General features: G+C 63.5%; 17 protein-coding genes. 10 read left to right on the top strand and 7 right to left on the bottom strand.

Annotated features, from left to right (window positions below):
* Window positions 1-16 precede the first annotated feature (16 nt).
* Window positions 17-1,297 (top strand): serine--tRNA ligase, encoded by a 1,281-nt coding sequence (serS, locus tag LV476_RS03015; protein WP_250073181.1) that lies wholly within the window; start codon window positions 17-19, stop codon window positions 1,295-1,297.
* On the top strand, window positions 1,294-1,581 hold the full coding sequence (locus LV476_RS03010) for an acyl carrier protein (RefSeq protein ID WP_250073179.1): 288 nt from the start codon (window positions 1,294-1,296) through the stop codon (window positions 1,579-1,581). Before serS ends, LV476_RS03010 begins: the two co-directional genes overlap by 4 nt.
* 89 nt (window positions 1,582-1,670) lie before the next feature.
* Here LV476_RS03010 and LV476_RS03005 read toward each other — a convergent pair whose 3' ends face one another.
* The 6 genes from LV476_RS03005 to aceE all read right to left on the bottom strand — a co-directional run bounded on the left by LV476_RS03005 (window position 1,671) and on the right by aceE (window position 9,205).
* Window positions 1,671-1,919, bottom strand: a complete 249-nt coding sequence (locus LV476_RS03005; protein ID WP_058574019.1) for a YfhL family 4Fe-4S dicluster ferredoxin — start codon at window positions 1,917-1,919, stop codon at window positions 1,671-1,673.
* A 93-nt stretch (window positions 1,920-2,012) separates the two neighbouring features.
* Entirely contained in the window at window positions 2,013-2,507 is a 495-nt protein-coding gene (gene coaD / locus LV476_RS03000) for a pantetheine-phosphate adenylyltransferase (RefSeq protein ID WP_250073177.1), read from the bottom strand.
* 22 nt (window positions 2,508-2,529) lie between these two features.
* Window positions 2,530-3,315, bottom strand: coding sequence for a sulfite exporter TauE/SafE family protein (locus tag LV476_RS02995; protein ID WP_250073150.1), 786 nt, complete (start codon window positions 3,313-3,315; stop codon window positions 2,530-2,532).
* A gap of 27 nt (window positions 3,316-3,342) precedes the next feature.
* Entirely contained in the window at window positions 3,343-5,109 is a 1,767-nt protein-coding gene (gene lpdA / locus LV476_RS02990) for a dihydrolipoyl dehydrogenase (protein ID WP_250073148.1), read from the bottom strand.
* A gap of 10 nt (window positions 5,110-5,119) precedes the next feature.
* Window positions 5,120-6,436: a dihydrolipoyllysine-residue acetyltransferase gene (aceF, locus tag LV476_RS02985; RefSeq protein ID WP_434062812.1), complete on the bottom strand. Its 1,317-nt coding sequence runs from the start codon at window positions 6,434-6,436 to the stop codon at window positions 5,120-5,122.
* A 111-nt stretch (window positions 6,437-6,547) separates the two neighbouring features.
* Window positions 6,548-9,205: a pyruvate dehydrogenase (acetyl-transferring), homodimeric type gene (gene aceE / locus LV476_RS02980; RefSeq protein ID WP_250073146.1), complete on the bottom strand. Its 2,658-nt coding sequence runs from the start codon at window positions 9,203-9,205 to the stop codon at window positions 6,548-6,550.
* 329 nt (window positions 9,206-9,534) lie between these two features.
* Here aceE and LV476_RS02975 point away from each other — a divergent pair, with 329 nt between their 5' ends.
* The 8 genes from LV476_RS02975 (at window position 9,535) to LV476_RS02940 (ending at window position 21,229) form a co-directional block, all read left to right on the top strand.
* Window positions 9,535-10,770, top strand: coding sequence for an argininosuccinate synthase (locus LV476_RS02975; RefSeq protein ID WP_250073145.1), 1,236 nt, complete (start codon window positions 9,535-9,537; stop codon window positions 10,768-10,770).
* 252 nt (window positions 10,771-11,022) lie between these two features.
* On the top strand, window positions 11,023-13,707 hold the full coding sequence (locus LV476_RS02970; RefSeq protein WP_250073143.1) for an EAL domain-containing protein: 2,685 nt from the start codon (window positions 11,023-11,025) through the stop codon (window positions 13,705-13,707).
* 90 nt (window positions 13,708-13,797) lie between these two features.
* Window positions 13,798-16,530, top strand: a complete 2,733-nt coding sequence (locus LV476_RS02965; RefSeq protein WP_250073140.1) for an EAL domain-containing protein — start codon at window positions 13,798-13,800, stop codon at window positions 16,528-16,530.
* Window positions 16,531-16,574: 44 nt separating this feature from the next.
* The gene (gloA, locus tag LV476_RS02960; RefSeq protein ID WP_250073139.1) at window positions 16,575-16,964 is read left to right on the top strand and encodes a lactoylglutathione lyase; all 390 of its coding nucleotides are present in this window, start codon (window positions 16,575-16,577) and stop codon (window positions 16,962-16,964) included.
* A gap of 509 nt (window positions 16,965-17,473) precedes the next feature.
* The gene (locus tag LV476_RS02955) at window positions 17,474-17,713 is read left to right on the top strand and encodes a hypothetical protein (protein ID WP_250073137.1); all 240 of its coding nucleotides are present in this window, start codon (window positions 17,474-17,476) and stop codon (window positions 17,711-17,713) included.
* 83 nt (window positions 17,714-17,796) lie between these two features.
* Window positions 17,797-19,023: an organoarsenical effux MFS transporter ArsJ gene (arsJ, locus tag LV476_RS02950; RefSeq protein WP_250073135.1), complete on the top strand. Its 1,227-nt coding sequence runs from the start codon at window positions 17,797-17,799 to the stop codon at window positions 19,021-19,023.
* Window positions 19,024-19,120: 97 nt separating this feature from the next.
* A complete protein-coding gene (locus tag LV476_RS02945) occupies window positions 19,121-20,374 on the top strand; it encodes an amylo-alpha-1,6-glucosidase (RefSeq protein WP_250073134.1) in 1,254 nt (417 codons plus the stop codon).
* Between the two features lie 15 nt (window positions 20,375-20,389).
* On the top strand, window positions 20,390-21,229 hold the full coding sequence (locus LV476_RS02940; protein WP_250073131.1) for an HAD-IIB family hydrolase: 840 nt from the start codon (window positions 20,390-20,392) through the stop codon (window positions 21,227-21,229).
* Window positions 21,230-21,238: 9 nt separating this feature from the next.
* Here the strand turns inward: LV476_RS02940 and LV476_RS02935 are convergent, their stop codons facing one another.
* Window positions 21,239-22,228, bottom strand: coding sequence for a LysR family transcriptional regulator (locus LV476_RS02935; RefSeq protein WP_250073129.1), 990 nt, complete (start codon window positions 22,226-22,228; stop codon window positions 21,239-21,241).
* Window positions 22,229-22,263 lie beyond the last annotated feature (35 nt).

Below are 22,263 nucleotides of genomic sequence, written 5' to 3'. Positions count from 1 at the left end.
ATACGCTGGATAACCCATGCTTGACGCCCGAGTTCTTCGCCAGGAAACCGACCAGGTTGCCGAACGCCTTGCCCGTCGCGGCTTCGCGTTCGACCGCGAGCGTTTCGAATCTCTGGAATCCGAGCGCAAGTCGCTTCAGGTCGAAACCGAGACGTTGCAGGCCGAGCGCAATGCCGAATCGAAGAAGATCGGCAAGGCGAAGGCTGCCGGCGAGGACATCCAGCCGCTGATCGCCGCCGTTGGGGAACTGGGCGAGCGGCTGGATGCGGCAAAGTCCCGCTTGGGCGAGATTGCCGACGAGCTTGATCGATTCCTTGCCGGCATACCCAACCTGCCCGATGACGATGTGCCTGTGGGGGAAAGCGAGGACGACAACGTCGAGATGCACGCTGTCGGCGACATCCCTGATTTCGACTTCGAGGTGCGCGATCACGTCGACCTGGGCGCCGGGCTCGCCGGCATGGACTTCGAGGCCGCCACCAAGCTGACAGGCGCACGCTTTGTCACCATGTCCGGTGGAGTGGCGCGGCTGCACCGGGCGCTTGCCCAGTACATGCTCGACCTGCAGACGGAAAAGCATGGTTATACTGAGGTGCAGGTGCCGTTTATCGTCCATGCCGACTCGCTCTTCGGCACCGGCCAGTTGCCCAAGTTCGCCGAGGACCTGTTCAAGCTCGAGGGCGAGACCCCTTGGTACCTGATTCCGACGGCGGAAGTGCCGGTCACCAATCTCGTTCGCGACCGCATCCTCGAGCGCGATGAGTTGCCGGTCAAGATGGTCGCGCACACGCCATGCTTTCGATCCGAAGCCGGTTCGGCCGGTCGCGACACCCGCGGATTGATCCGTCAGCACCAGTTCGAGAAGGTCGAGCTGGTCCAGATCGTACCGGCCGGCGAGTCGGAACGGGCTCTCGAGGAACTGACCGGGCACGCCGAAGCCGTTCTGGACGCTCTCAAGCTGCCGTACCGGCGCCTGGTGCTCTGCACCGGCGATATGGGTTTCTCGGCCGCCAAGACTTACGACCTCGAAGTGTGGCTGCCGGCACAGGAGCGTTATCGCGAGATTTCCTCCTGCTCGAACACCCGCGATTTCCAGGCCCGACGGATGCAGGCGCGCGTGCGGGGCGTGGATGGCAAGCCCGAACCGGTGCATACCCTCAACGGCTCGGGTCTCGCGGTCGGCCGCACCCTGGTCGCTGTGCTGGAGAACTACCAGTGCGAGAACGGTGACGTGATCGTCCCCGAGGTCCTGCGCCCCTATATGGGCGGGGCCGAGCGCCTCGAGGCCCGGGCATGAGCGCCACGGTGGCGGCCGAGGGCCGGGACCCGCTGTTCGAGTCGGTGCGAGACGTGATCGTTCGGACCCTCGACCTGCCGGGTCCGAAGCAGCGCTTCGCGCCGGGCAGCGGGCTGTTCGGCGAGATTCCCGAGCTCGATTCCATGGGTGTGGTCCTGTTGCTCACCGCCTTGGAGGATCGCTTCGACATCCAGCTGTCCGATGACGAGATCGATGCGGAGTGGTTCGAGACGTTCGGCACGGTGACCGAGTTCATCCGGCCGCGCATCGAGGAGGGCGGCTAAGCGGAACCCACTCCGCAGCCGGTTGCACCAGCAAAAGAAAAGGCCCGCCGGTTTGGCGGGCCTTCTTCGTATCCGAATCGGCAACGGGATCAGTTACCGGTCAGCTTGTGATACTTCTCCATCAGCTGATCTTCGGTTTCCTCGTTTTCCGGGTCGGTGATGATGCAGTCGACTGGGCATACCTCGACGCACTGGGGCTCGTCGTAGTGGCCCACGCATTCGGTACAGGAGTCCGGCGTGATCTCGTATATCTCGTCACCCTGGGAAATGGCGCCGTTCGGGCATTCCGGTTCGCAGACGTCGCAGTTGATGCACTCGTCGGTAATCAGCAGGGACATGCGGATTCCTCCCCAAATATCTCGTCAGTCACTGACGCACAGGATAACAGGTAAACGCGCATTTGGCGCGGTCTGGACGAAAATAACCGAGTACTACCCTCGGTCAATTGACGCCAAAGCCTTCATTACCGCCGGTGGAACGAAATCAGCAACATTGCCGCCCAGGCGAGCCAGTTCGCGCACGATGCTTGACGACACGAAGCCGAGGTCCTCGGCCGGCGAGAGGAACACGGTTTCCAGTTCGTTGTTGAGCCGGCGATTGATCGCAGCGAGCTGAATTTCGTGCTCGAAGTCGCTCACGGCGCGCAGGCCGCGGACCAGCGCGGTCGCGCCACATTCTTCGGCAAAATCCACCAGCAGACCGTCGAAGGGTGCCACCCGGATGTGTCCGGGACAATCGGCGACGGCGGCTTGCGCCAGTTCGGTGCGCTTCTCCAGGGGGAAGAGGGTGTTCTTGCCGGAATCGCCGGCCACCGCCACGATCACCTCATCGAACAGGCGGGCGGCCCGCTGGGCCAGATCCACATGACCGTAGGTGATCGGGTCGAAGGTGCCGGGATAGATCGCAATGCGGCGTTCGGTGGGCATGTCGGATCTCCGCGACGGTCGGTCAGGCAAGGATCATGTTCAGCCCCAGTCCCATCAGGACGAAGGCGAAGATGCGCTTGAGGGTGCGCGCCGGAAGCACTTGGGCGAGTTTGGCACCGATCGGGGCAAACAGCACGGAGAAGACCGCGATCCCCGCCAGGGCCGGCAGATACACGTAACCGGCACTGAGTTCGGGCAGCCCCTCCGTCGCCCAGCCACTGATCACATAACCGGTTGCGCCGAACAGGGCGGTTGGCAGGCCCAAGGACGCACTGGTCGCGATCGCGTTGCGGGCGGTGATGTTGCAGTAGAGGAAGAACGGCGTGGTCATGGCCCCGCCGCCCATGCCCATGATCGAGGCAATGGCCCCGAACGTGGTGGACACACCGGTCAACGGCACGATCCCGGGGAGTTGCCGGCTCGCCGGCGGTTGGCGGCCGAAGGCCATCTGCAGGGCGACGAGGATCTCGAGGACGCCGAATACGGTCTTCAGTACGTCACCGGGCAGATAGTGCGCGACCGTCGAACCGAGTACGGCGCCGATAACCATGCCAGGCGCGAATCGCGCGAACACGCCCCACAGCACGCCCCCATGCCGGTGGTGGCTGTAGACCGAGGTGATCGAGGCGAACACGATTGCGGCCAGCGACGTGCCGATCGCGATATGGACGAGGTGGGTGCCACTGATGCCGATGGTCGGGAAGATCATCAGCAGAACCGGCACGAGGATCAGCCCGCCGCCGATTCCCAGCAGGCCTGCGGCCAGGCCACCGACCATGCCAAGAATGGCGAATAGCAGGTATTCCACGCGTGGCCTCCCTTGATCGTCGGACGATCAGCGCTTCTTCGGCGGCATCAGGTCCGTGATGGTTCCTTCGGCCATCTCGGCGGCAAAACCGAGTGTCTCCGAGAGAGTGGGGTGCGGGTGGATGGTCAGGCCGATGTCGGCCATGTCGGCGCCCATTTCGATGGCCAGCATCGCCTCGGCGACGAGCTCACCGGCATTCGGACCGACGATGCCCGCGCCAAGCAGACGGTGCGTGTTCTTGCAGAACAGCGCCTTGGTCATGCCCTCGTCGCGGCCGAGGCTGAGTGAACGGCCGGAGGCAGCCCACGGGAAGGCGCCTTTCTCGTATTCGACACCCTCTGCCTTGAGCTCGTCCTCGGTCTTGCCCGCCCATGCGACTTCGGGGTCGGTGTAGGCGACACTCGGGATGCCCATCGGCGTGAATGCCGACGGCAGTCCGCAGATCACCTCGGCGGCGACCTTGCCCTCGTGGACGGCCTTGTGCGCCAGCATCGGCTGGCCGACGACATCCCCGATGGCGTGGATGTGCTCGACGTTGGTGCGCTGACGCTCGTCGACGGAGATGAAGCCGCGCTCGTCGACCGAGACGCCGGCATTCTCGGCATCGATTTTCTTGCCGTTCGGTGCGCGGCCGACGGCGACCAAAATCCGATCGAAAACAGCGGTTTCCGGCGTCTTCTTGCCTTCGAACGTCACGTGCAGGCCATCCTTCTTGGCCTCGACGTTGGTGACCTTGGCGCCGAGAAAGATGTCCTGGTAGCGCTTCTTGAGGATTTTCAGCAGCGGGCGGGTCAAGTCCTTGTCGGCACCGGGGATGATGGTGTCGGCCAGCTCGACGATGGAGATCTCCGCGCCGAGCGAGTGGTACACCTGCGCCATCTCGAGACCGATGATGCCGCCACCGATCACGAGCATCTTGCCCGGCACTTCCTCGAGTTCGAGTGCGTCGGTCGAGTCCATGACACGCGGGTCGTCGTGCGGGATGAAGGGCAACTTCACCGGCTGCGAGCCGGCGGCGATGATCGAGTGCTCGAACCGCACCAGCGTCTCGTTGCCTTCGTCGTCGGTCACCTTCACGTGGTGCGGATCGACGAAGCGGCCGTAGCCGCGCACGACCTGCACGTTGCGCTGCTTGGCCAGGGCCTCGAGACCGCCCGTGAGCTTCTTGATCGTGCTGTCCTTGAAGCCGCGCAGCTTGTCCAGGTCGATCTTGGGCTCGGCGAAGGTCACGCCGTGCGCGCCCATCGAGCGGGTCTCGTTCAAGACCTCGGAGACGTGCAGCAGGGCCTTGGACGGGATGCAGCCGACGTTGAGGCAGACACCGCCGATCACCGGGTAGCGCTCGATCAGCACGACCTTCTTGCCGAGATCCGCGGCGCGGAAGGCCGCGGTGTAGCCGCCCGGGCCCGAACCCAGCACGCAGATGTCGCAGTCGACGTCCGCCTTCTCGTCGGTGGCCGCGGCAGCCGTCGGGGAAGGGGAGGAAGACGCGCTCTCGGCGGCGGGGGGTTCCTCGGCCGGTGCTTCGTCGCCCTTGTCACCGCCTTCGCCACCGGCGGCCGGCTCGTATTTTGCGATCGGCGTGCCGGTGCTGACCTTGTCGCCCACGCCAACCAGCATCTCGGTGATCTTGCCCGCGGCGGGGGCGGGGATCTCCATGGTGGCCTTGTCGGTTTCCAGGGTGAGCATCGAGTCCTCGGCCTCGATGGCATCGCCGGCCTCGACAAGCACCTCGATGATCTCGACTTCGTCGGAATTGCCGATGTCCGGCAGATTGATGGTTTCGATGGTCATCCGGCGCTCCTTACAGCATCAGTTCGCGAAGATCGGTGAGCGTGCGCGAGAGCGTGGTCATGAACCGCGCGCCCTCGGCGCCATCGATGACGCGGTGATCGTAGGAGAGGGCCAGCGGCAGCATCAGGCGCGGCACGAACTCCGAGCCGTTCCAGACCGGCTGCATGCTGGCCTTGGAAACGCCGAGGATGCCCACTTCCGGGCCGTTGACGATCGGCGTGAACTGGGTCCCGCCGATGCCGCCGAGGCTGGAGACCGAGAAGGTGCCGCCGGAAAGGTCGGCGCCGGTCAGCTTGCCGTCACGGGCTCGGGCGGAGATGTCCATCAGCTCCTCGGAGAGCTCGAACACGCCCTTCTGGTCTACGTCGCGCACCACCGGCACGACGAGGCCGTTCGGTGTGTCCACGGCCACGCCGAGGTTGATGTACTTCTTGACGATCAGGTTCTCGCCGTCCGGGGCGAGCGAGGCGTTCATGTTGGGGAACTCGCGCAGCACGTGCGCCAGCGCCTTGAGGATGAACACCAGCGGGGTCATCTTGATACCGGACTTCTCGGCTCGCGGCTTCAACGATTTGCGGAAGGCCTCGAGCTCGGTGATGTCGGTCTCGTCGAACTGGGTGACATGCGGGATGTTCAGCCACGCGGTCGACAGGTGTTTGCCGGAAAGCTTCTTGATCCGCGAGAGCGGCTTTTCCTCGATCTCGCCGAACTGGGAGAAGTCGATTTCCGGCAGCGGCGGGATGCCCGCGCCGCCGGCTGCACCCTTGCCGGCGCCTTCCATCACCTTCTTGATCGCACCTTCGACGTCTTCCTGCAGGATGCGGCCCTTCGGACCGGTGCCGGTGACGTTGCCGAGATCCACGCCCAGTTTGCGGGCAAACAGGCGTACCGAGGGGCTGGCGTGGGATTTCGCGCCAGCACTCTGTCGGTTGACCGGTGTTGGCGCGTTCGCGGCGGGAGCTGCGGGCTCAGTCTTTTCCGGCGCCGCTGCCGGCTTTTCCGGTTCGGCGGGTTTCTCTTCAGCCTTTTCGGCAGGCGCCTCGGCCGGCTGCTCCTCGCTCTTCTCTTCGGCCGGGGCTTCCGCTTCTTCCTCGGCCTCGATCTCGGCGATCAGGTCGCCCTGGTTGAGCGTGTCGTCGACCTTGACCAGTACCTTCTTGATCTCGCCCGTGTACGGGGACGGGATCTCCATCGTGGCCTTGTCGGACTCCAGCGTTATCAGCGAGTCTTCCTTTTCGACCCGGTCACCGGGCGAGACCAGCACCTCGATGACGGGGGTGTTGTCGTAGTTGCCGATGTCGGGGAGGGTGATCGACTTGGTGGCCATCAGCCTGTCTCCATGAAAGGTTGCATGCGCGTCCGCGAGTGGGCGGACGTCGGATCGAATGGGGCCGCCGCCCCGACCGTGTCGGGATGGACCGGGGCGGGGCGGCTAGTCTTATCGCTCGATCGGCGGCGCGCAGTCCGGATCGATGTCGTACTTCTTGATCGCCTCGTTGACCTTGGAGGCCGGGATGGCGCCTTCGTCGGCCAGCGACTTGAGTGACGCGACCACGATGTGTGCCGCATCGACCTCGAAGAAGCGACGCAGGGCGGCACGGGTGTCGGAGCGTCCGTAGCCGTCGGTGCCCAGCGTGGTGAACGAGCTCGGCACGAAGCGGCGGATCTGGTCCGGATAGGCCTGGATGTAGTCGGTGGCTGCGATGACGGGGCCGTCACGCTTTTCCAGCGCCTCGGTGATGTACGCCTTCTGCGGCTTGGCATCCGGGTGCAGGCGGTTGTGCCGTTCGCAGGCCTGACCTTCGCGCGCCAGCTCGGTGAAGCTAGTCGCGGACCAGACGTCGGCGGCGACCTTCCACTCGTCCTCGAGCATGTGCGCGGCAGCCTCGGCCTCGCGCAGGATGGTGCCGGAACCCATCAACTGGACGCGGTTCTTGAGCTTCTTCTTGCTCTCGCGCAGCAGGTAGGCGCCCTTGAGAACCCCTTCCTCGACATCCTCCGGCATGGCCGGGTGCGAGTAGTTCTCGTTCATCGCAGTGATGTAGTAGTAGCAATCCTGCTTTTCCTCGACCATCGCCTTGAGGCCATCACGGATGATGATCGCCATCTCGTAGCCGTAGGTGGGGTCGTAGACGCGGCAGCTGGGCACGGCGGAGAACATCATGATGTTGTGGCCGTCGTTGTGCTGCAGACCTTCGCCCTCGAGCGTGGTCCGGCCGGCGGTCGCGCCAATCAGGAAGCCGCGGGCACGGATGTCGCCGGCCAGCCAGGCCAGATCACCGATGCGCTGGTAGCCGAACATCGAGTAGTAGATGTAGAAGGGCACCATCGCCTCGCCGTAGTTGGCGTAGGCAGTCGCGGCTGCCAGCCACGAGGACATCGAGCCGGCCTCATTGATGCCTTCCTGCAGGACCTGACCATTGGCGGCCTGCTTGTACCAGGCGACCTGGTCGGCGTCGACCGGCTCGTAGAGCTGACCGGCCGGGTCGTAGATGCCGACCTGACGGAACAGGCCCTCGAGGCCGAAGGTGCGGGCCTCGTCCGGGATGATCGGCACGACACGCTTGCCGAGGCCCTTGTCCCGCAGGATCATCGCCAGGATGCGGCCGAAGAGCATGGTCGAGGACATCTCGCGCTCGCCGGTGCCCTTGAGGATCATGTCGAACGCCTTGAGGTCGGGCGCCGGGATCGACTCGGCGCGATCGACGCGGGACGGCAGGTAGCCACCCAGCTCGCTACGGCGCTCGTTCATGTACTTGATCAGCTCGTGGCTGTCGTCCGGCTTGTAGAAGGGGACGTTCTTCTCGAGCTGCTCGTCGGAAATCGGCAGGCCGAAGCGATCGCGGAAGTACTTGAGGCCTTCGTTGTCGAGCTTCTTCTGCTGGTGGGCCGTCATCGCGCCTTCGCCGAACGGGCCCATGCCGTAGCCCTTGACCGTCTTGGCGATGATGACAGTCGGCTTGCCTTTGCACTCGTTGGCCGCCTTGTAGGCCGCGTACATCTTGCGCGGGCTGTGACCACCACGGGTGAGCGAGAAGATCTCGTCGTCGGTCATGTTCTTGACCAGCTCGGCAGTCTCCGGGTACTTGCCGAAGAAGTGCTTGCGTACGTACGCACCGTCCTTCGCCTTGTAGGCCTGGTACTCGCCGTCGACGGTCTCCATCATCAGCTGCTTGAGCTTGCCGGACTTGTCACGGGCGAGCAGCTCGTCCCAGCCCGGGCCCCAGACGACTTTGATCACGTTCCAGCCGGCGCCGCGGAAGCTGCCCTCGAGCTCCTGGATGATCTTGCCGTTGCCGCGTACCGGACCGTCGAGACGCTGCAGGTTCGCGTTGACGACGAACACCAGGTTGTCGAGCTTTTCGCGCACGGCCAGGCCGATCGCACCGAGGGATTCCGGCTCGTCCATCTCGCCGTCGCCGAGGAAGGCGTAGACCTTGCGGCTGCTGACCTTGCCGAAGCCGCGCGCGTCCATGTACTTCATGAAGCGGGCCTGGTAGATCGCCATCAGCGGGCCGAGGCCCATCGAGACGGTCGGGAACTGCCAGAAGTTGGGCATCAGCCAGGGGTGCGGATAGGAACTGAGGCCGTCCTTCTGGGCCTCCTGGCGGAAGTTGATCAGCTGATCTTCCGAGATGCGTCCCTCGAGGAAGGCGCGGGCGTACATGCCGGGGGCGACGTGGCCCTGGAAAAGCACCATGTCGGCGCCTTCCGGGTGATCGTGGCCCTTGAAGAAATGGTTCAGGCCGACCTCGTACATGGTCGCGCTGGACTGGTAGGAGGCGATGTGACCGCCGACCGCGTTTTCCTTGTTGGCGCGTACGACGATCGCCATGGCGTTCCAGCGGATCAGGGCTCGCAGGCGCTGCTCCATCTGCCGGTCACCCGGGTATTGGGCTTCGTCTTCCGGCGGGATGGTGTTGATGTAGGGGGTGGTCGCGGCATACGGGGTATCGATGCCGTGCTGGCGCGCCAGCTCGATCATGTGGCCGATCAAGTGTCGGGCCTTTTCCGTGCCTTCAAAGCTGACCACCGCCTCGAGGGCGTCGAGCCATTCCCGGGTTTCCTGCGGATCCTGATCGATGTAATCGGTCACAAGCACTCCTCAAAGCTGTCGTTGGATGCGTTCGCTACACCCCGGTAACCGCGTCAGCGTGGGGTTGCGACGGTCGCACCGGACCAAAATTTGTGCCTCATTATGCGTGATTCCGCCGATATTTCCTATGCACGAGCGCATGGCGAAGCCGTTTCACGCCCCTCGTGGCGCGCGTTTCCTAATCCGGAAGCGCCGTAATGATGCGGTTCCCCGTGGCGTAATCGGGGGATCGAAAAACCCTATGCCCTGTGAAGCCGCAGCCGTGTCTATATAATGGCGCGATAACGTGCCAAACACATCGCAAACACAAATCGAATTCAGGAGTTCTGATGAGCAATCCCTCGGCCCCCAAGAAGCTCGGCAAGGTGGTTCTGGCCTATTCCGGCGGCCTGGACACCTCGGTGATCCTCAAGTGGCTGGAAGAGACCTATGACTGCGAAGTGGTCACCTTCACCGCGGATCTGGGGCAGGGCGAGGAGCTTGAGCCCGCGCGCCAGAAGGCCGAGCAGATGGGCGTCAAGGAAATCTACATCGATGATGTGCGCGAGACCTTCGTCCGCGATTACGTCTTCCCGATGTTCCGCGCCAACGCCATCTACGAGGGCGAGTACCTGCTCGGCACCTCGATTGCCCGCCCTCTGATCGCCAAGCGGCTGGTCGACATCGCTCGCGAGACCGGCGCGGACGCGGTCGCCCACGGTGCCACCGGCAAGGGCAACGATCAGGTGCGCTTCGAGCTCAATGCCTACGCGCTCAACCCCGAGATCGAGGTGATCGCCCCTTGGCGCGAGTGGGATCTCAACTCCCGCGAGAAGCTTATGAACTACGCCAAGACGCGCGATATTCCGGTCGACTTTGCCGCAGCCGGCAAGAAATCGCCGTACTCCATGGACGCCAACCTGCTGCACATCTCCTACGAGGGCGGCAACCTCGAGGATCCGTGGTGGGAGCCGGAAGAGGACATGTGGCGCTGGTCGGTCAGCCCGGAACGTGCCCCCGACGAGGCCACAGAGATCACCATCGGCTTCGAAAAAGGCGACCCGGTATCGATCAACGGCGAGAAGCTCTCGCCGGCCGAACTGCTGCTCAAGCTCAACCAGCTGGGTGGCGCGAACGGGATCGGCCGCCTCGACATGGTCGAGAACCGCTACGTCGGCATGAAGTCTCGTGGCTGCTACGAGACGCCGGGCGGCACCATCCTCCTGAAGGCCCGTCGTGCGCTCGAGTCACTCACCCTTGACCGGGGCGAGGCGCACATGAAGGATGAACTGATGCCCAAGTACGCCGAGCTGGTGTACAACGGCTACTGGTTCGCCCCGGAGCGCGAGATGCTGCAGGAGGCGATCGACGCCACGCAGAAGAACGTAAACGGCGATGTTCGCCTGCGTCTGTACAAGGGCAACGTGATCGTCGCCGGCCGCCAGTCCGACAACAGTCTGTTCGACCCGGCGATCGCCACCTTCGAGGACGACGCCGGCGCCTACGATCAGCGTGACGCGGAAGGCTTCATCAAGCTCAACGCGCTGCGTCTTCGCATCGGGGCAAAAGCCGGACGGCGCGGCTGATTTTGATCGGCGCCCGGCAAGGCAGCGGGAACCGGAGGCAGTCAAGTGGCTCCGAACCCCATCGGCGTGACAGGAAACAGAGACAGGCAAGGAACGTCTGGAATGCTGGAAACGGATGACAAGCCCGTCATTATTGCCGAACGGCGGGGGGGCTTCTCGACACGGCGGGGTGGGGCATTGGCCCCCTCCCGCTTTTTTTGTGTCCTGAGACAGTCTCGAGCTTTCATTCTCGCGTTCGGGGCGCTACTGGCCTTGAGCGGGCAGGGCACGGCACTGGCCGCCGCCTGGGCCAGCGAAGATCGCCTGGTGACAGTCGGCGTGCTCACCATCACCAGTAAGGAAGAAGCAAAGGCTCGCTGGAATGCGACAGCGGATTACCTCAGCCACCAGGTGGAGGGCACCCGCTTTGAAATTCGGCCACTTTACCTGCAGGAAATCGCCCGCGCGGTACGGCAAAACGAGCTTGATTTCGTGCATCTGCAGCCGTTGCAGTTCGTGCAGCTGCGGCGCAGACATGATCTGACGGCCCTGGCCACGCGTGTGATCGATGACACGGGTGACGGGATGAACCGGTTCGGTTCAGTCATCGTGCGCCACCGCGACCGAACGGATATTGACGAACTCCGGGACCTGCGGGGAGCGATCATTGCCGGCGTGGCCCCCAACGCGCTCGGCGCGTGGATACTGGGAATGGCCGAAATCGAGCGGGCCGGCCTGTCTCTCGAGGACGACGTCCTGCCGCTGTTCGTCGGCTTGCCGATGAACAATGTCCTCGGCGCGGTTGTCGCCGGGAGGGCGGATGCGGGCATCGTCCGCTCCGATGTGCTCGCACGGGCAATCGAGACCGAGACGTACCCGGCGGATACGTTCGTCGTGCTCGATCCGGTGAACCAGCCGGGCTATCCGCATCCGGTCTCGACTCGTCTGGTACCGGAATGGCCCTTTGCGGCGACTTCGCGCCCGGACGAGGGCCTGGTCGCGCAGGTGCGCACCGCTTTGCTTTCCCTGCCGAGGCAGGCGCCCCCCGTTCAGGCTGCCGGGCTGGTCGGCTGGACCGAACCGGCGAGTTATGACGGCCTCGAGACCATGGCCGACCGGTGGCTCACGCCCCCGCAGACGCTTGAGGACTGGCTGCGTGCCAACTGGTGGGTGATCCCGGTCGCGTTGAGTGGCCTGCTGGCCCTGCTGCTGGGTCAGCAATGGCGTGCTCGTCGGAAACTGGCCGGTCGGGAACGCGAACACCGGGCGGCGCTCAACGCGATGCGCGATGCCGTTGTCACGCTTGATCCCCGTGGCCGGATCCAGTTCATGAATCCGGCTGCCGAACGTCTCCTGACCGAGGATATGCCGCCCAGCCGGGCCCAAGGGCGCCATTTTCTGGATGCCTTCGCGCTTCTCCTGCGCCACGACCATCATGATTTCTCCTTGGGCGGTCTCTACGAGCGCCTGAACCGCGACGGCTGGGTCGAGTATCCCGTGGTGCTTGCTCATGGGCACCCCAGCCGGATCCTCGACCTCAATGCGATCCGGATGGACGGCCGGACTGAAGGGCCGGTCCGCGAGGTCCTCGTATCGATGACCGATGTCACTGAGCTGGTGGACGCGAATCGGCAGCTTGCCTATCGAGCCAGCCACGACGAGCTGTCCGGCCTGCTCAACCGACGCAGTTTCATCCAGTTCGTCGACCGACGGCTGTCATCGGACTCATCGGCGCGGACATACGACGGGGGTGTCGTGCTGTGGCTGGATCTCGACCATTTTCGGCTGATCAACGAGGGCGGCTCGCACGGCATTGGTGACGAACTGGTGCGGCGCATGGCGAGTTACCTCGGGGTACTGTTACCGGCCGGCACGCCGATAGGGCGGCTCGGTGACGACGAGTTCGGGATCTTTCTCGCTGACGACATGACACCGGACTGGCAAGAATGGCCCGATCGTGTTCTCGAGGCGGTCCGCGCCTTCCGGATGGGAGACGGCGATCAGATGCTGCGCGTCACGGCCAGCATCGGTGCCCGAGTACTCCCGGCCGACCTGAACATCGATGCCGCATCGGCCCTTCAGGAAGCGGAATCGGCTTGCCTGATCGCGAAACACCTCGGCGGCAATCGCCTGGTGACGTATGAGGAAGGGGAAAGCGAGCGGGCCTTGCGGCAGGCGGATTTTGCTGAGCTCAACCGGCTCAAGGAGGCACTCGAGAAGGATCGTTTCGTCCTTCATGGCCAGGAGATCCATTCGCTGGCAACGGATTGTGACGGGCCGTGGCTTGAAGTATTGCTGCGACTCGACGGGGGAGAGGGCGAGTACGAGTCGCCCGGTCCGATGATCGAGCTGGCCGAGCGATTCAACTACATGCCGCCGGTTGACCGGTGGGTGATAAACAACGCCTTCCGGATGCTTCAACGACATCTGGGCTCGTCATCGTCCCCGCCGGCGCGGCTCACCGTTAACCTGTCCGGCCAGTCGATGAAGGACGGCGAACTGGCCTCCTACGTTCGCGATGAGCTAAACCGAAGTGCGATCGAGCCGGACTGGATCTGTTTCGAGGTGACCGAAACGGCGGCGATCGCCAATTTCGACCAGGCCCTCGAGCTGATCGCAGCCCTCCGCGATCTTGGCTGCATGGTCGCGCTGGACGACTTCGGCGGCGGTTTGCTGTCGTTCGACTTCCTCCGGCGCCTGCAACCGGATATCGTCAAGATCGACGGCAAGCTGGTCAGCGACATCGAGAGCGACCCGGTCGCGGCGGTGATCGTCGAGTCGATCCACTCGGTGGCGCGGGTAATGGGGGCGAAAACCGTGGGTGAGTGGGTGGAAAATGCCTCGACGAGGAGTAGCCTCGCGAGCATCGGGGTGGATTTCGCCCAGGGGTACCTCTTCCATCGGCCGGTTCCCCTAGATGGGTACTTGGTTGATGCTCGGACCACGACCTCCGGCTGATGGCCGTCATGGCTCCAGTCATGCCATGGCATTGCATTCGTTGGATGAGGTGCGGATTCGAACCATGCTGGACACAGCAGGGATGAGCCGATGACATTTTCCGCCCGGTGGCTTTCCCTCAGACCCTTGGTGATACGGCTTTCGGCACTGATGCTGTTGGTCGTTGCCGCCTTCCCGCTTCGGGTCAACGCCGAGGCGACCCAGACGCTTACGATCGGGGTGCTCGCCTACGCGGGCAAAGATCAAGCCCTCGATCGTTGGCAGGAGACCGCCGACTACCTCACGGCACACAACGCCGGATACCGATTCGAGATCAAACCGCTATTCCTATCCGAATTGCGCAACGCCTTTATGGAAGGGCGGCTCGACTTCGTCCTCACCCAATCGTTGCAGTACTCCGAGCTTGCCCGCCTCGACGAGATATGGCCCCTTGCCACGTTGGTCGTGCATGGTGATCAGGGCCTTCCCCTCGAACGGCTCGGCGCGGTGATCTTCGCCCGCCAGGGTGCAGGTTTCGACTCGGTCGACGATCTGGTCGGCGCTCGGGTGGCCGGCTCAAGTCCGAATGCGCTGGGCGGCTGGCTGCTGGGCATGCAGGCGCTGGACAGTGCGGGCGTCGACGTCGAGCACGAGATTACCCCCATATTCACCGGCCTGCCGCTGGAAGGCGTGATCGATGCCGTCCTCGACGGTCGGGCCCACGCCGGCGTCGTGCGGTCGAGCTTCTTCCATGAGTACCTCGAGCAGTTCCCGGACACGCGGCTCGAGCCGGTCGGACAACCACGCCATGAGGGTTTTCCCTACCCCACGAACACGCCGCTGGTGCCCGAGTGGCCATTCGCCGCGACCGGCCGCGCCCCGGAGGAGGTCGTCCACCGCGTGGCGGCCCAGCTGATCGCGATGCCCGCAACCTCCGATGCCGCCCGCGAAGGGCGGGTGGCCGGATGGAAAACGCCGCTGGATTACTCGGTTGTCGATCGCCTGCGGGACAAGTGGCTGCCGTCTCCGCTCACGCCCCAGACATTGCTGTCGCACTACGGACAGTATTTCGTCGGCGTGCTTGCCCTCGTTCTCGGGCTGTTTGCATGGCAGGCCAGGCGTGCCACGCGCCGTATCCGTGCCGAGAAGAAACGCCTCCGGCGTGCGTTTTCCGGCCTGCATACCGGCGCGCTACTGACCGATGCACAGGGACGAATCCTGTTAGCGAACCGCGCGGTGCTGCCGTTCGCCTGTGTGGAGCGGGAGGAAGACCTGGTAGGCAACCTGTTCTGCGAGACGTTCCGCATGCGGGTCGACGGCCTGTCGGCCGATTGTGCATTCACCGATCTGGTCGACACGGTCGAGTCCCGCGAGACACGCTCGGTTGACGGCACCATCGAGCGGGACCACGAGCGATTCGACGTGAACCTGAAGCTGAGCCGCCTGGAGGCCGAAGGCGAGAATCAGGTGCTGGTCTCGATGCTGGACGTCACCGAGTTGCGCTCGGCGCATGCCCTGCTGACCTACCGGGCGACGCACGATCGTCTGACCGGAATCCTCAATCGCGAGGCGATGGAAGAGTTCCTGTCCCAGGCGATGCCCGGTCGGTCGGCAAGCGGGGAGCCGATCCACGCGAGCTGCCTGATCTGGACGGATCTTGACGAGTTCCGCCTGCTCAACGAGATCGGAACGCGCGATCTCGGGGATCGGATACTGGCGTCGCTTGCCAGTCATTTTTCCCTGGAACTGCCATCCGACGCGGTTCTCGCGCGGATGGGCGTGGATGAATTCGCGATCTGGATGCCACTGACCAGCCGGGACACCTGCACCCTGGTCGCGCGGCAGGTGCTGGAGATCATTCACGGTTTTCGTCTCCCGGACGATCACGGGCATCTGCAGTTAAAGGCCAGTGTGGGCGTGACGCGTATCGACAGTGACGACCTGCTGGCTTCGCGACGTCTCGAGGATGCCGAGCGGGCCAGTCAGAGTGCACACCGACTGGGCGGCGACCGCGTGGTTCAGTTCTCCGGCGATGACATGGAGATGATGGAGCGCGAGCAGCAGATCGAGCGGTACAACGCGTTGCGCTCGGCCATCGCGGAAGACCGCCTCTCACTGGCGAGCCAGCGCATCGAATCGGTTGGGGCAGGCGACGGCGTGATCCACGAGGTGCTGCTGCGCATCGCCGATGGGGACGGTCAGCTGCGTTTCCCCAAGGAATTCATCGAGATTGCCGAGAAACACCAGGCGATGCAGGACATCGATCGCTGGGTCATCCATCACGTGCTCGAGTGGGCGGAGAACCAGCCGGCGGGTCGCTGGTCGATCAGCATCAATCTGTCGGCGCATACGGTCCAGGATCCGGAAATGCTCGACTTCATCCGGTACCGGCTGCGCGAGACGTCCGTGGACCTCAGTCGACTGATCTTCGAGATCACCGAAACGGCGGCCATTCTCAATCTCGACCAGGCGGAGCGGCTGATTCACGCGATGCGCGAGATGGGCTGCCGGTTCGCACTGGATGATTTCGGGGGCGGTTTCCTCTCGTTCGAGTTCCTGCGCCGACTGCGGCCGGATATCGTCAAGATCGACGGTAAGTTGATCGAGGATTTACCTGCCGATCCCGTCGCCGCGGTGATCGTGGACGCGATCGTTCAGGTATGTCGGGTGATGGAGGCCGCTACGGTTGCCGAGTGGGTCGAGGCGGATGCGCAGTATCGGCAGGTCGCGGACATGGGCGTCGACTACGTGCAAGGGTTCCTCCTTCACCGGCCGGAACCGCTCCAGGTGCGCGTGGACGGTGCGATGGCCGATCGGCTCGCGGCCGGCGATCGAATTCGTTAGAGTCGCTCGTCCGACGAACCCAACCCACCAGCTGGAGGCGATGAATGCGCATTCTTCACACGATGATCCGCGTCAGCGACCTGGAAAAATCGCTCGACTTCTATACCAATGTGCTCGGAATGAAGTTGCTGCGGCAACAGGATTATCCGGCCGGCGAGTTCACTCTGGCGTTCGTCGGTTACGGCGAAGAGAGCGATACGGCGGTTCTCGAGCTCACCTACAACTGGGGCGATCATCAATACGATCTCGGTGACGGCTACGGGCACATCGCGATCGAAGTCGAGGACGTCTATCAGGCGGCCGATAAGATCCGCGAAAAAGGCGGCAAGATTCTGCGCGAACCCGGCCCGATGAATGCCGGTACAACCATCATCGCGTTCGTTGCCGACCCCGACGGTTACGCGATCGAATTGATCGGTTCGAAAGGGGCGTAAATTTGCCGGCTGTCAAGGGTTGACAGCGATCATTTTCCACATCGGTGCGGGCGCAGCCACGGTTGCGCCTTTTTCGTGCACGGCGAATCAGTCGCTTACCGACAATGATTCCATAACTACCTGTTTCGCAAGGACTTTGTGGTGTCGGGTCGAATCTGGTTAAAAATTCACCAACACTGTCCCCCGCCTTGTGGGACCGGCGATTCTCGGGTTCGTCCACACAGTTATCCACAGTTTCTGTGAAAAACTTTCCGTTCCGTGAAACCGGGGAAAAACGGGCGCGTGAAAGTGTTACAAAAGTGTCATTTCGGGTCAGTATCCTGACGCTTTATCCCGACCGGCATATATATCCCTTGGGCGGGATCGTTCGAAGGGCGAGTCATGACGATTCGTCAGGGAATCAACGGTTTTGGCCCCATTGGCCGATTGGCATTTCGGGCCATCTCGGATCGCCCTGATGTGGGGCGGATGTGATTCCACTGAACGAGATAGGGGGTGATGCCGCCTGCATGGCGCAACTGACCGGCTCAGTGTTGACTCCAGAACGCGCCACCGCCGCGGCCGAGGTCAATGAGTCACGCGAGAAGGCAGCCAATGGCCCGTTGGAGGGTATTCTGGGCTACGAGACCCAGCCGCTTTCGTCGGTGGATTACACCGACGACCCGAGTTCCACGGCTGTCGATGCGCCCTCGACCACGGTCATCGACGACGAGCTGGAGCAGGTGATGGCCGGGTACGGCACCGAGTAGGGCCACGCCAACCGCCTGGTCGCACTGGTCGCCACGATCGCCCGGGCGTAAATCCGGATTACCGTCAGTCAAGGGAGCCCCACGTGCCCGCCGCCCTGCGCCACTACCTCACCATCACTGGCAACTACTGGCTGTTCACCCTTACCGATGGGGCGATCCGCATGCTGGTGGTTCTCCACTTCTACCAGCTGGGATATTCGCCGTTCGCAATCGCGATGCTGTTCCTCTTCTACGAGTTCTTCGGCATCGTCACCAACCTTGTCGGCGGCTGGTTGGGAGCGCGCATCGGTCTGAACCGGACCATGCAGATCGGCACCGGGCTACAAGTCCTGGCGTTGCTGATGCTGACCGTGCCCGATCCGTGGCTGAGCGTGGCCTACGTGATGACTGCCCAGGCGCTCTCGGGCATCGCGAAGGATCTCAACAAGATGTCGGCCAAGGCCGGAGTGAAGCTGGTCGCCAGGGAGAGCAACGCGCAGTTGTTCCGCTGGGTGGCCTGGATTACCGGGTCGAAGAATGCATTAAAGGGTGCGGGCTTTTTCCTCGGCGCGGTGCTGCTGTCAGTGGCTGGCTTTCAGGGCGCGATGGGCTGGCTTGCGGGCATGCTTGTGATCGGGCTGGTGATGACGCTGACTCTGCCGGGTGGTTTCGGCGCGATCAGGGAGCGAAAGGGTTTTTCCAGCATGTTTTCGCGGGAGCCGCTGATCAACTGGCTTGCCGCAGCCCGTATATTCCTGTTCGCGGCGCGCGACGTATGGTTCGTCGTGGCGCTACCGGTATTCTTGGTGTCCATTGGCTGGGACTTTCACTGGGTGGGCGCCTATCTCGCGCTGTGGGTGATCGGCTACGGCGTGGTTCAGTCACTGGCGCCACGGCTGCTGGGGGGACGCCGGCCAGCCGCTCCCACCACGGCCGACGGGCCCACCGGGCGCACCGCTACGGTTTGGAGCTTCGCCCTCACGCTGCCGCTGGTCGCGATTCTGCTGGCATTCGCGCTAGGTTGGACCGACGGCCTGGTCATCAGCCTCGGGCTGGCGTTCTTCGGTGTCGTGTTCGCGATCAATTCGGCGACGCATTCGTATCTGATCCTGCGTTACTCTGCCGAGGAGAAGGCGTCGATGAATGTCGGCTTCTACTACGCGGCCAACGCCACCGGCCGGCTCGTGGGGACGGTGCTCTCCGGGTTGAGCTATCAGTGGATCGGCATGACGGGCAGCATCGGGTTCGCGCTGCTGTTCGTGGTGCTCGCAGGGGGGCTCAGCCTGCAGCTCGTCCGGCTGGAGTCGGCGGTCGATGACGGACCGCGATGAGGCGATTCGAAGCGCAGCCGCCGGATGCGGCAGTGGGAGTCGAAGCCGGCTAGGATAGGGGATGTCGCGGAGTGATCCTCATCGAGGAGGAGGTGTGATGTCCGAAGCGTCCGATCTGCGCAAGGAAGGGTACGAACAGGCGCGTGAGCTGCTCTGGCAGCTGGCGACGGACGACGGCTTTCTGGCGTCGACCGTGACCCATGACAACTATCGTCGCATCTGGGCTCGCGACGGCGTGATAATCGGCCTGGCAGCGCTGATGACCGGGATCGACTCGTTGATCGACACCATGCGCAAGACCTTGAAGACGCTCGCCGACCACCAGGGCGAGCACGGCGAAATACCAAGCAATGTCGATACCAGAACCAGTCGGATCAGCTACGGCGGCACCACCGGCCGGGTCGACGCGGACCTGTGGTTCGTCATCGGTTGCGCGGAATACTGGCTCGCCACCGGTGACGACGAGTTCCTCGCCGAGATGCTGCCCTCGCTCGAACGCGTCCGCTTCCTGCTTGGCGCATGGGAGTTCAATGACCGCGGCCTGATCTATGTGCCCCAGACCGGGGACTGGGCCGATGAGTACCTCCAGACGGGCTACATCCTGTACGACCAGCTTCTTTATCTGCAGGCGCTGCGCTCCTTTTGTCGTATCCACCATCACGTGCACGGCTCGGCAGACCACCAACTGGAAGATCGCACTACTCGGTTGCGCCATCTGATCCGTAGCAACTACTGGTTCAACGGCGTAGAGCCCGAAGATGTCTACCATGAGGTGCTCTACCACAAGGGCAGGGAGGCCGCGCCGCACCGGGAGTCCCGTTACTGGATGCCGTTCTTTTCGCCGACGGGCTACGGCTACCGTTTCGATGCCTTTGCCAACGTGCTGGCCGGTATGTTCGGTGTGGCGGAGGCCAGCGAGACCGAGCACGTCGACCAGTACATCGGCGAGATCACCCCGGACCAGCTGTCGCTCCTCCCGGCATTCCACCCCGTGATCGAGCCCGTCGACCACGACTGGGAGCATCTCCAGATGATGTTTTCCTACAGCTTCAAGAACAATCCGTACGAATTCCACAATGGCGGTCTATGGCCAATGATTACCGGCTTCTACGTGGCGGACCTGGTCGCCCGTGGCCACTCGGTGAAGGCAAGGCGTTACCTTGACGGCATCCACGGTGCCAACGCGTTGCCGATGGACGGCGAGCCCTGGGCGTTCCCGGAGTTCGTGCATGGCAAGAAGCTCACGGCGGGAGGCAATCGTTGTCAGGGATGGAGTGCCGCAGCGGCCGTAATGGCTCATCACGCCATCGAAGGACAGCCGCTGATTCGCGAGGCAGGTGCGTGGGCGTGACCCGGCGGGGAGCTAATGACTGAGCCACTGCTGATCTGTACGGACCTGGATCGCACCCTGATCCCCAACGGTCGTCAACGGGAATCACCGGGCGCTCGTGAGCGTTTCGCCCGGCTGGTTGCCGACCCGAACGTAGTCCTGGCCTACGTGAGCGGCCGCGACGAGAGGTTACTGCGCGACGCCATCGCCGCATACGACCTCCCCAGGCCCGACTTCGCCATCGGCGATGTCGGCACAACCATCTATCGCCTTGACGGCACCGATTGGCAGGCATGGGCGGATTGGCATCAGGAGATCGCTCCCGACTGGGCGGGATACGATCGCGCATCTCTTGCCCGATGGCTGGAGGGAATTGATGGTCTCCAACCGCAGGAAGCCGCCAAGCAGAACACCTTCAAGCTGAGCTATTACGCCCCGATGGACACCGACGCCGACGGGCTGGTCACCTCGATCCGGCAACGCCTGGAAAGGGAAGGCATTCGTTCGAGTGTGATCTGGAGCGTGGATGAAATGAACGAGGTGGGTCTAGTTGACGTACTGCCTCTCAGCGCCACCAAGATCCACGCCATCCGTTTCATCCAGGCCCGCCTCGGCATCCCGGCTCACCGCACCGTCTTTGCCGGTGACAGCGGCAATGATCTTCCCGCCCTGACCAGCGACATCCCGGCCGTGCTCGTGGCAAATGCCCGGGCGGAGGTCAAAGAGGCAGCACGCCGCCTTGCCGGCGATAGCGGGACGTCCGACCAACTGTATCTTGCCCGGGGCGATTTTCTGGGCATGAACGGCAACTATGCGGCCGGCATACTCGAGGGTGTTGCTCACTATTACCCCGAGACGCTCTCGCTGATGTCGTGAGCCCGCGGGTCAGGAATCGAAAGTGGGGGTCTGCGGCGCCGTTGGAGCAGTGTCGGAAACGGCAATCCGATCAACCAGGGCAATGAACGCTTCGCTCAGCGGGTTGACGGCGCGCCCGACCGGCTCGATCAGGCCGAGCTGACGAGTGGGAAGAGGGCAGGCATCCCCGGGGAGCGGCATCAGACCCGGGCGCTGCAGCGTCGCCGGGATCACGGCCCAGCCCACGCCGGTTGCCGCAAGGACAGCGATCGATTCGAGTTGGTTGATCTCGATCACGGCCGGAGGTGTCAGGTCGCAATCGTCGAGCCACCGGTCGATCGCCGTGCGCGTGCTGGTGGCCTCGGCCGGCAGGATCAGGGGCAGGCGCTCGCCGATCGTGCGCAGGTCGCCGGGACGGTCGGATGGGCAATGCCGTTCGGCAACCACGGGTTGTAGCGTTTCTTCCCACAGCACTTTCGCGTGCACCCGGGCATCGAGACGAGGCGGCAAAGTCGCGTAGGCAAGGGATACATCCCCCACAGCGACCTGTTCGATCGCCCGTTCCGAGTCGTGAAAACTCAGGTCCAGGAGCACGTCCGGGTAACGGGTCGAGAACTCTTCCAGTACGCCCGGCAGCAGTTGAAGGCCGCAGTAGTGACTCAGCGAGAGCGCGAGCCGCCCGCTAAGACGCTCGTCGCTGAGTTGCGCGGCGGCGACGATGTCGTCGAGGCAGCTCTGAATTTCGCGCACTGCCGGAAGCAGCCGCTCGCCCCGATAGGTGAGAACGACACGCTGACCAAGGCGGTCGAAAAGCGTGAAGCCAAGCCGTTGTTCCAGAAGCGAGAGCCTCTTGGATATCGCCGGCTGGCTCACGTGCAAACGCTCCGCCGCGACCGAGAACGACCCCGTCTCGGCGATGGCCAGGAAGGTGAGCAATTGCTGGGTGTCGAGTTGGTGTGGATTCATGACGAACCTGATTGCCGTAAACGTCTCACTATAACCATAGGAAATCGAACCCATGATTTATTTCCATTTTAGTTATTGCACTCCGACCA

This window comes from Guyparkeria hydrothermalis (genome assembly GCF_023555385.1).
Lineage (GTDB): Bacteria > Pseudomonadota > Gammaproteobacteria > Halothiobacillales > Halothiobacillaceae > Guyparkeria > Guyparkeria hydrothermalis_A.
This window is presented reverse-complemented; position numbering and strand designations above follow the sequence as displayed.

What these genes read in the sequence shown, in the direction of transcription:
- LV476_RS03005 (WP_058574019.1), bottom strand. Translation starts at nt 1,919, where the DNA reads ATGTCCCTGCTGATTACCGACGAGTGCATCAACTGCGACGTCTGCGAA.
- coaD (WP_250073177.1), bottom strand. Translation starts at nt 2,507, where the DNA reads ATGCCCACCGAACGCCGCATTGCGATCTATCCCGGCACCTTCGACCCG.
- gloA (WP_250073139.1), top strand. Translation starts at nt 16,575, where the DNA reads ATGCGCATTCTTCACACGATGATCCGCGTCAGCGACCTGGAAAAATCG.
- LV476_RS02945 (WP_250073134.1), top strand. Translation starts at nt 19,121, where the DNA reads ATGTCCGAAGCGTCCGATCTGCGCAAGGAAGGGTACGAACAGGCGCGT.
- LV476_RS02975 (WP_250073145.1), top strand. Translation starts at nt 9,535, where the DNA reads ATGAGCAATCCCTCGGCCCCCAAGAAGCTCGGCAAGGTGGTTCTGGCC.
- LV476_RS02940 (WP_250073131.1), top strand. Translation starts at nt 20,390, where the DNA reads ATGACTGAGCCACTGCTGATCTGTACGGACCTGGATCGCACCCTGATC.
- LV476_RS02965 (WP_250073140.1), top strand. Translation starts at nt 13,798, where the DNA reads ATGACATTTTCCGCCCGGTGGCTTTCCCTCAGACCCTTGGTGATACGG.
- lpdA (WP_250073148.1), bottom strand. Translation starts at nt 5,109, where the DNA reads ATGACCATCGAAACCATCAATCTGCCGGACATCGGCAATTCCGACGAA.
- LV476_RS03010 (WP_250073179.1), top strand. Translation starts at nt 1,294, where the DNA reads ATGAGCGCCACGGTGGCGGCCGAGGGCCGGGACCCGCTGTTCGAGTCG.
- LV476_RS02955 (WP_250073137.1), top strand. Translation starts at nt 17,474, where the DNA reads ATGGCGCAACTGACCGGCTCAGTGTTGACTCCAGAACGCGCCACCGCC.
- LV476_RS02935 (WP_250073129.1), bottom strand. Translation starts at nt 22,228, where the DNA reads ATGGGTTCGATTTCCTATGGTTATAGTGAGACGTTTACGGCAATCAGG.
- serS (WP_250073181.1), top strand. Translation starts at nt 17, where the DNA reads ATGCTTGACGCCCGAGTTCTTCGCCAGGAAACCGACCAGGTTGCCGAA.
- aceF (WP_434062812.1), bottom strand. Translation starts at nt 6,436, where the DNA reads ATGGCCACCAAGTCGATCACCCTCCCCGACATCGGCAACTACGACAAC.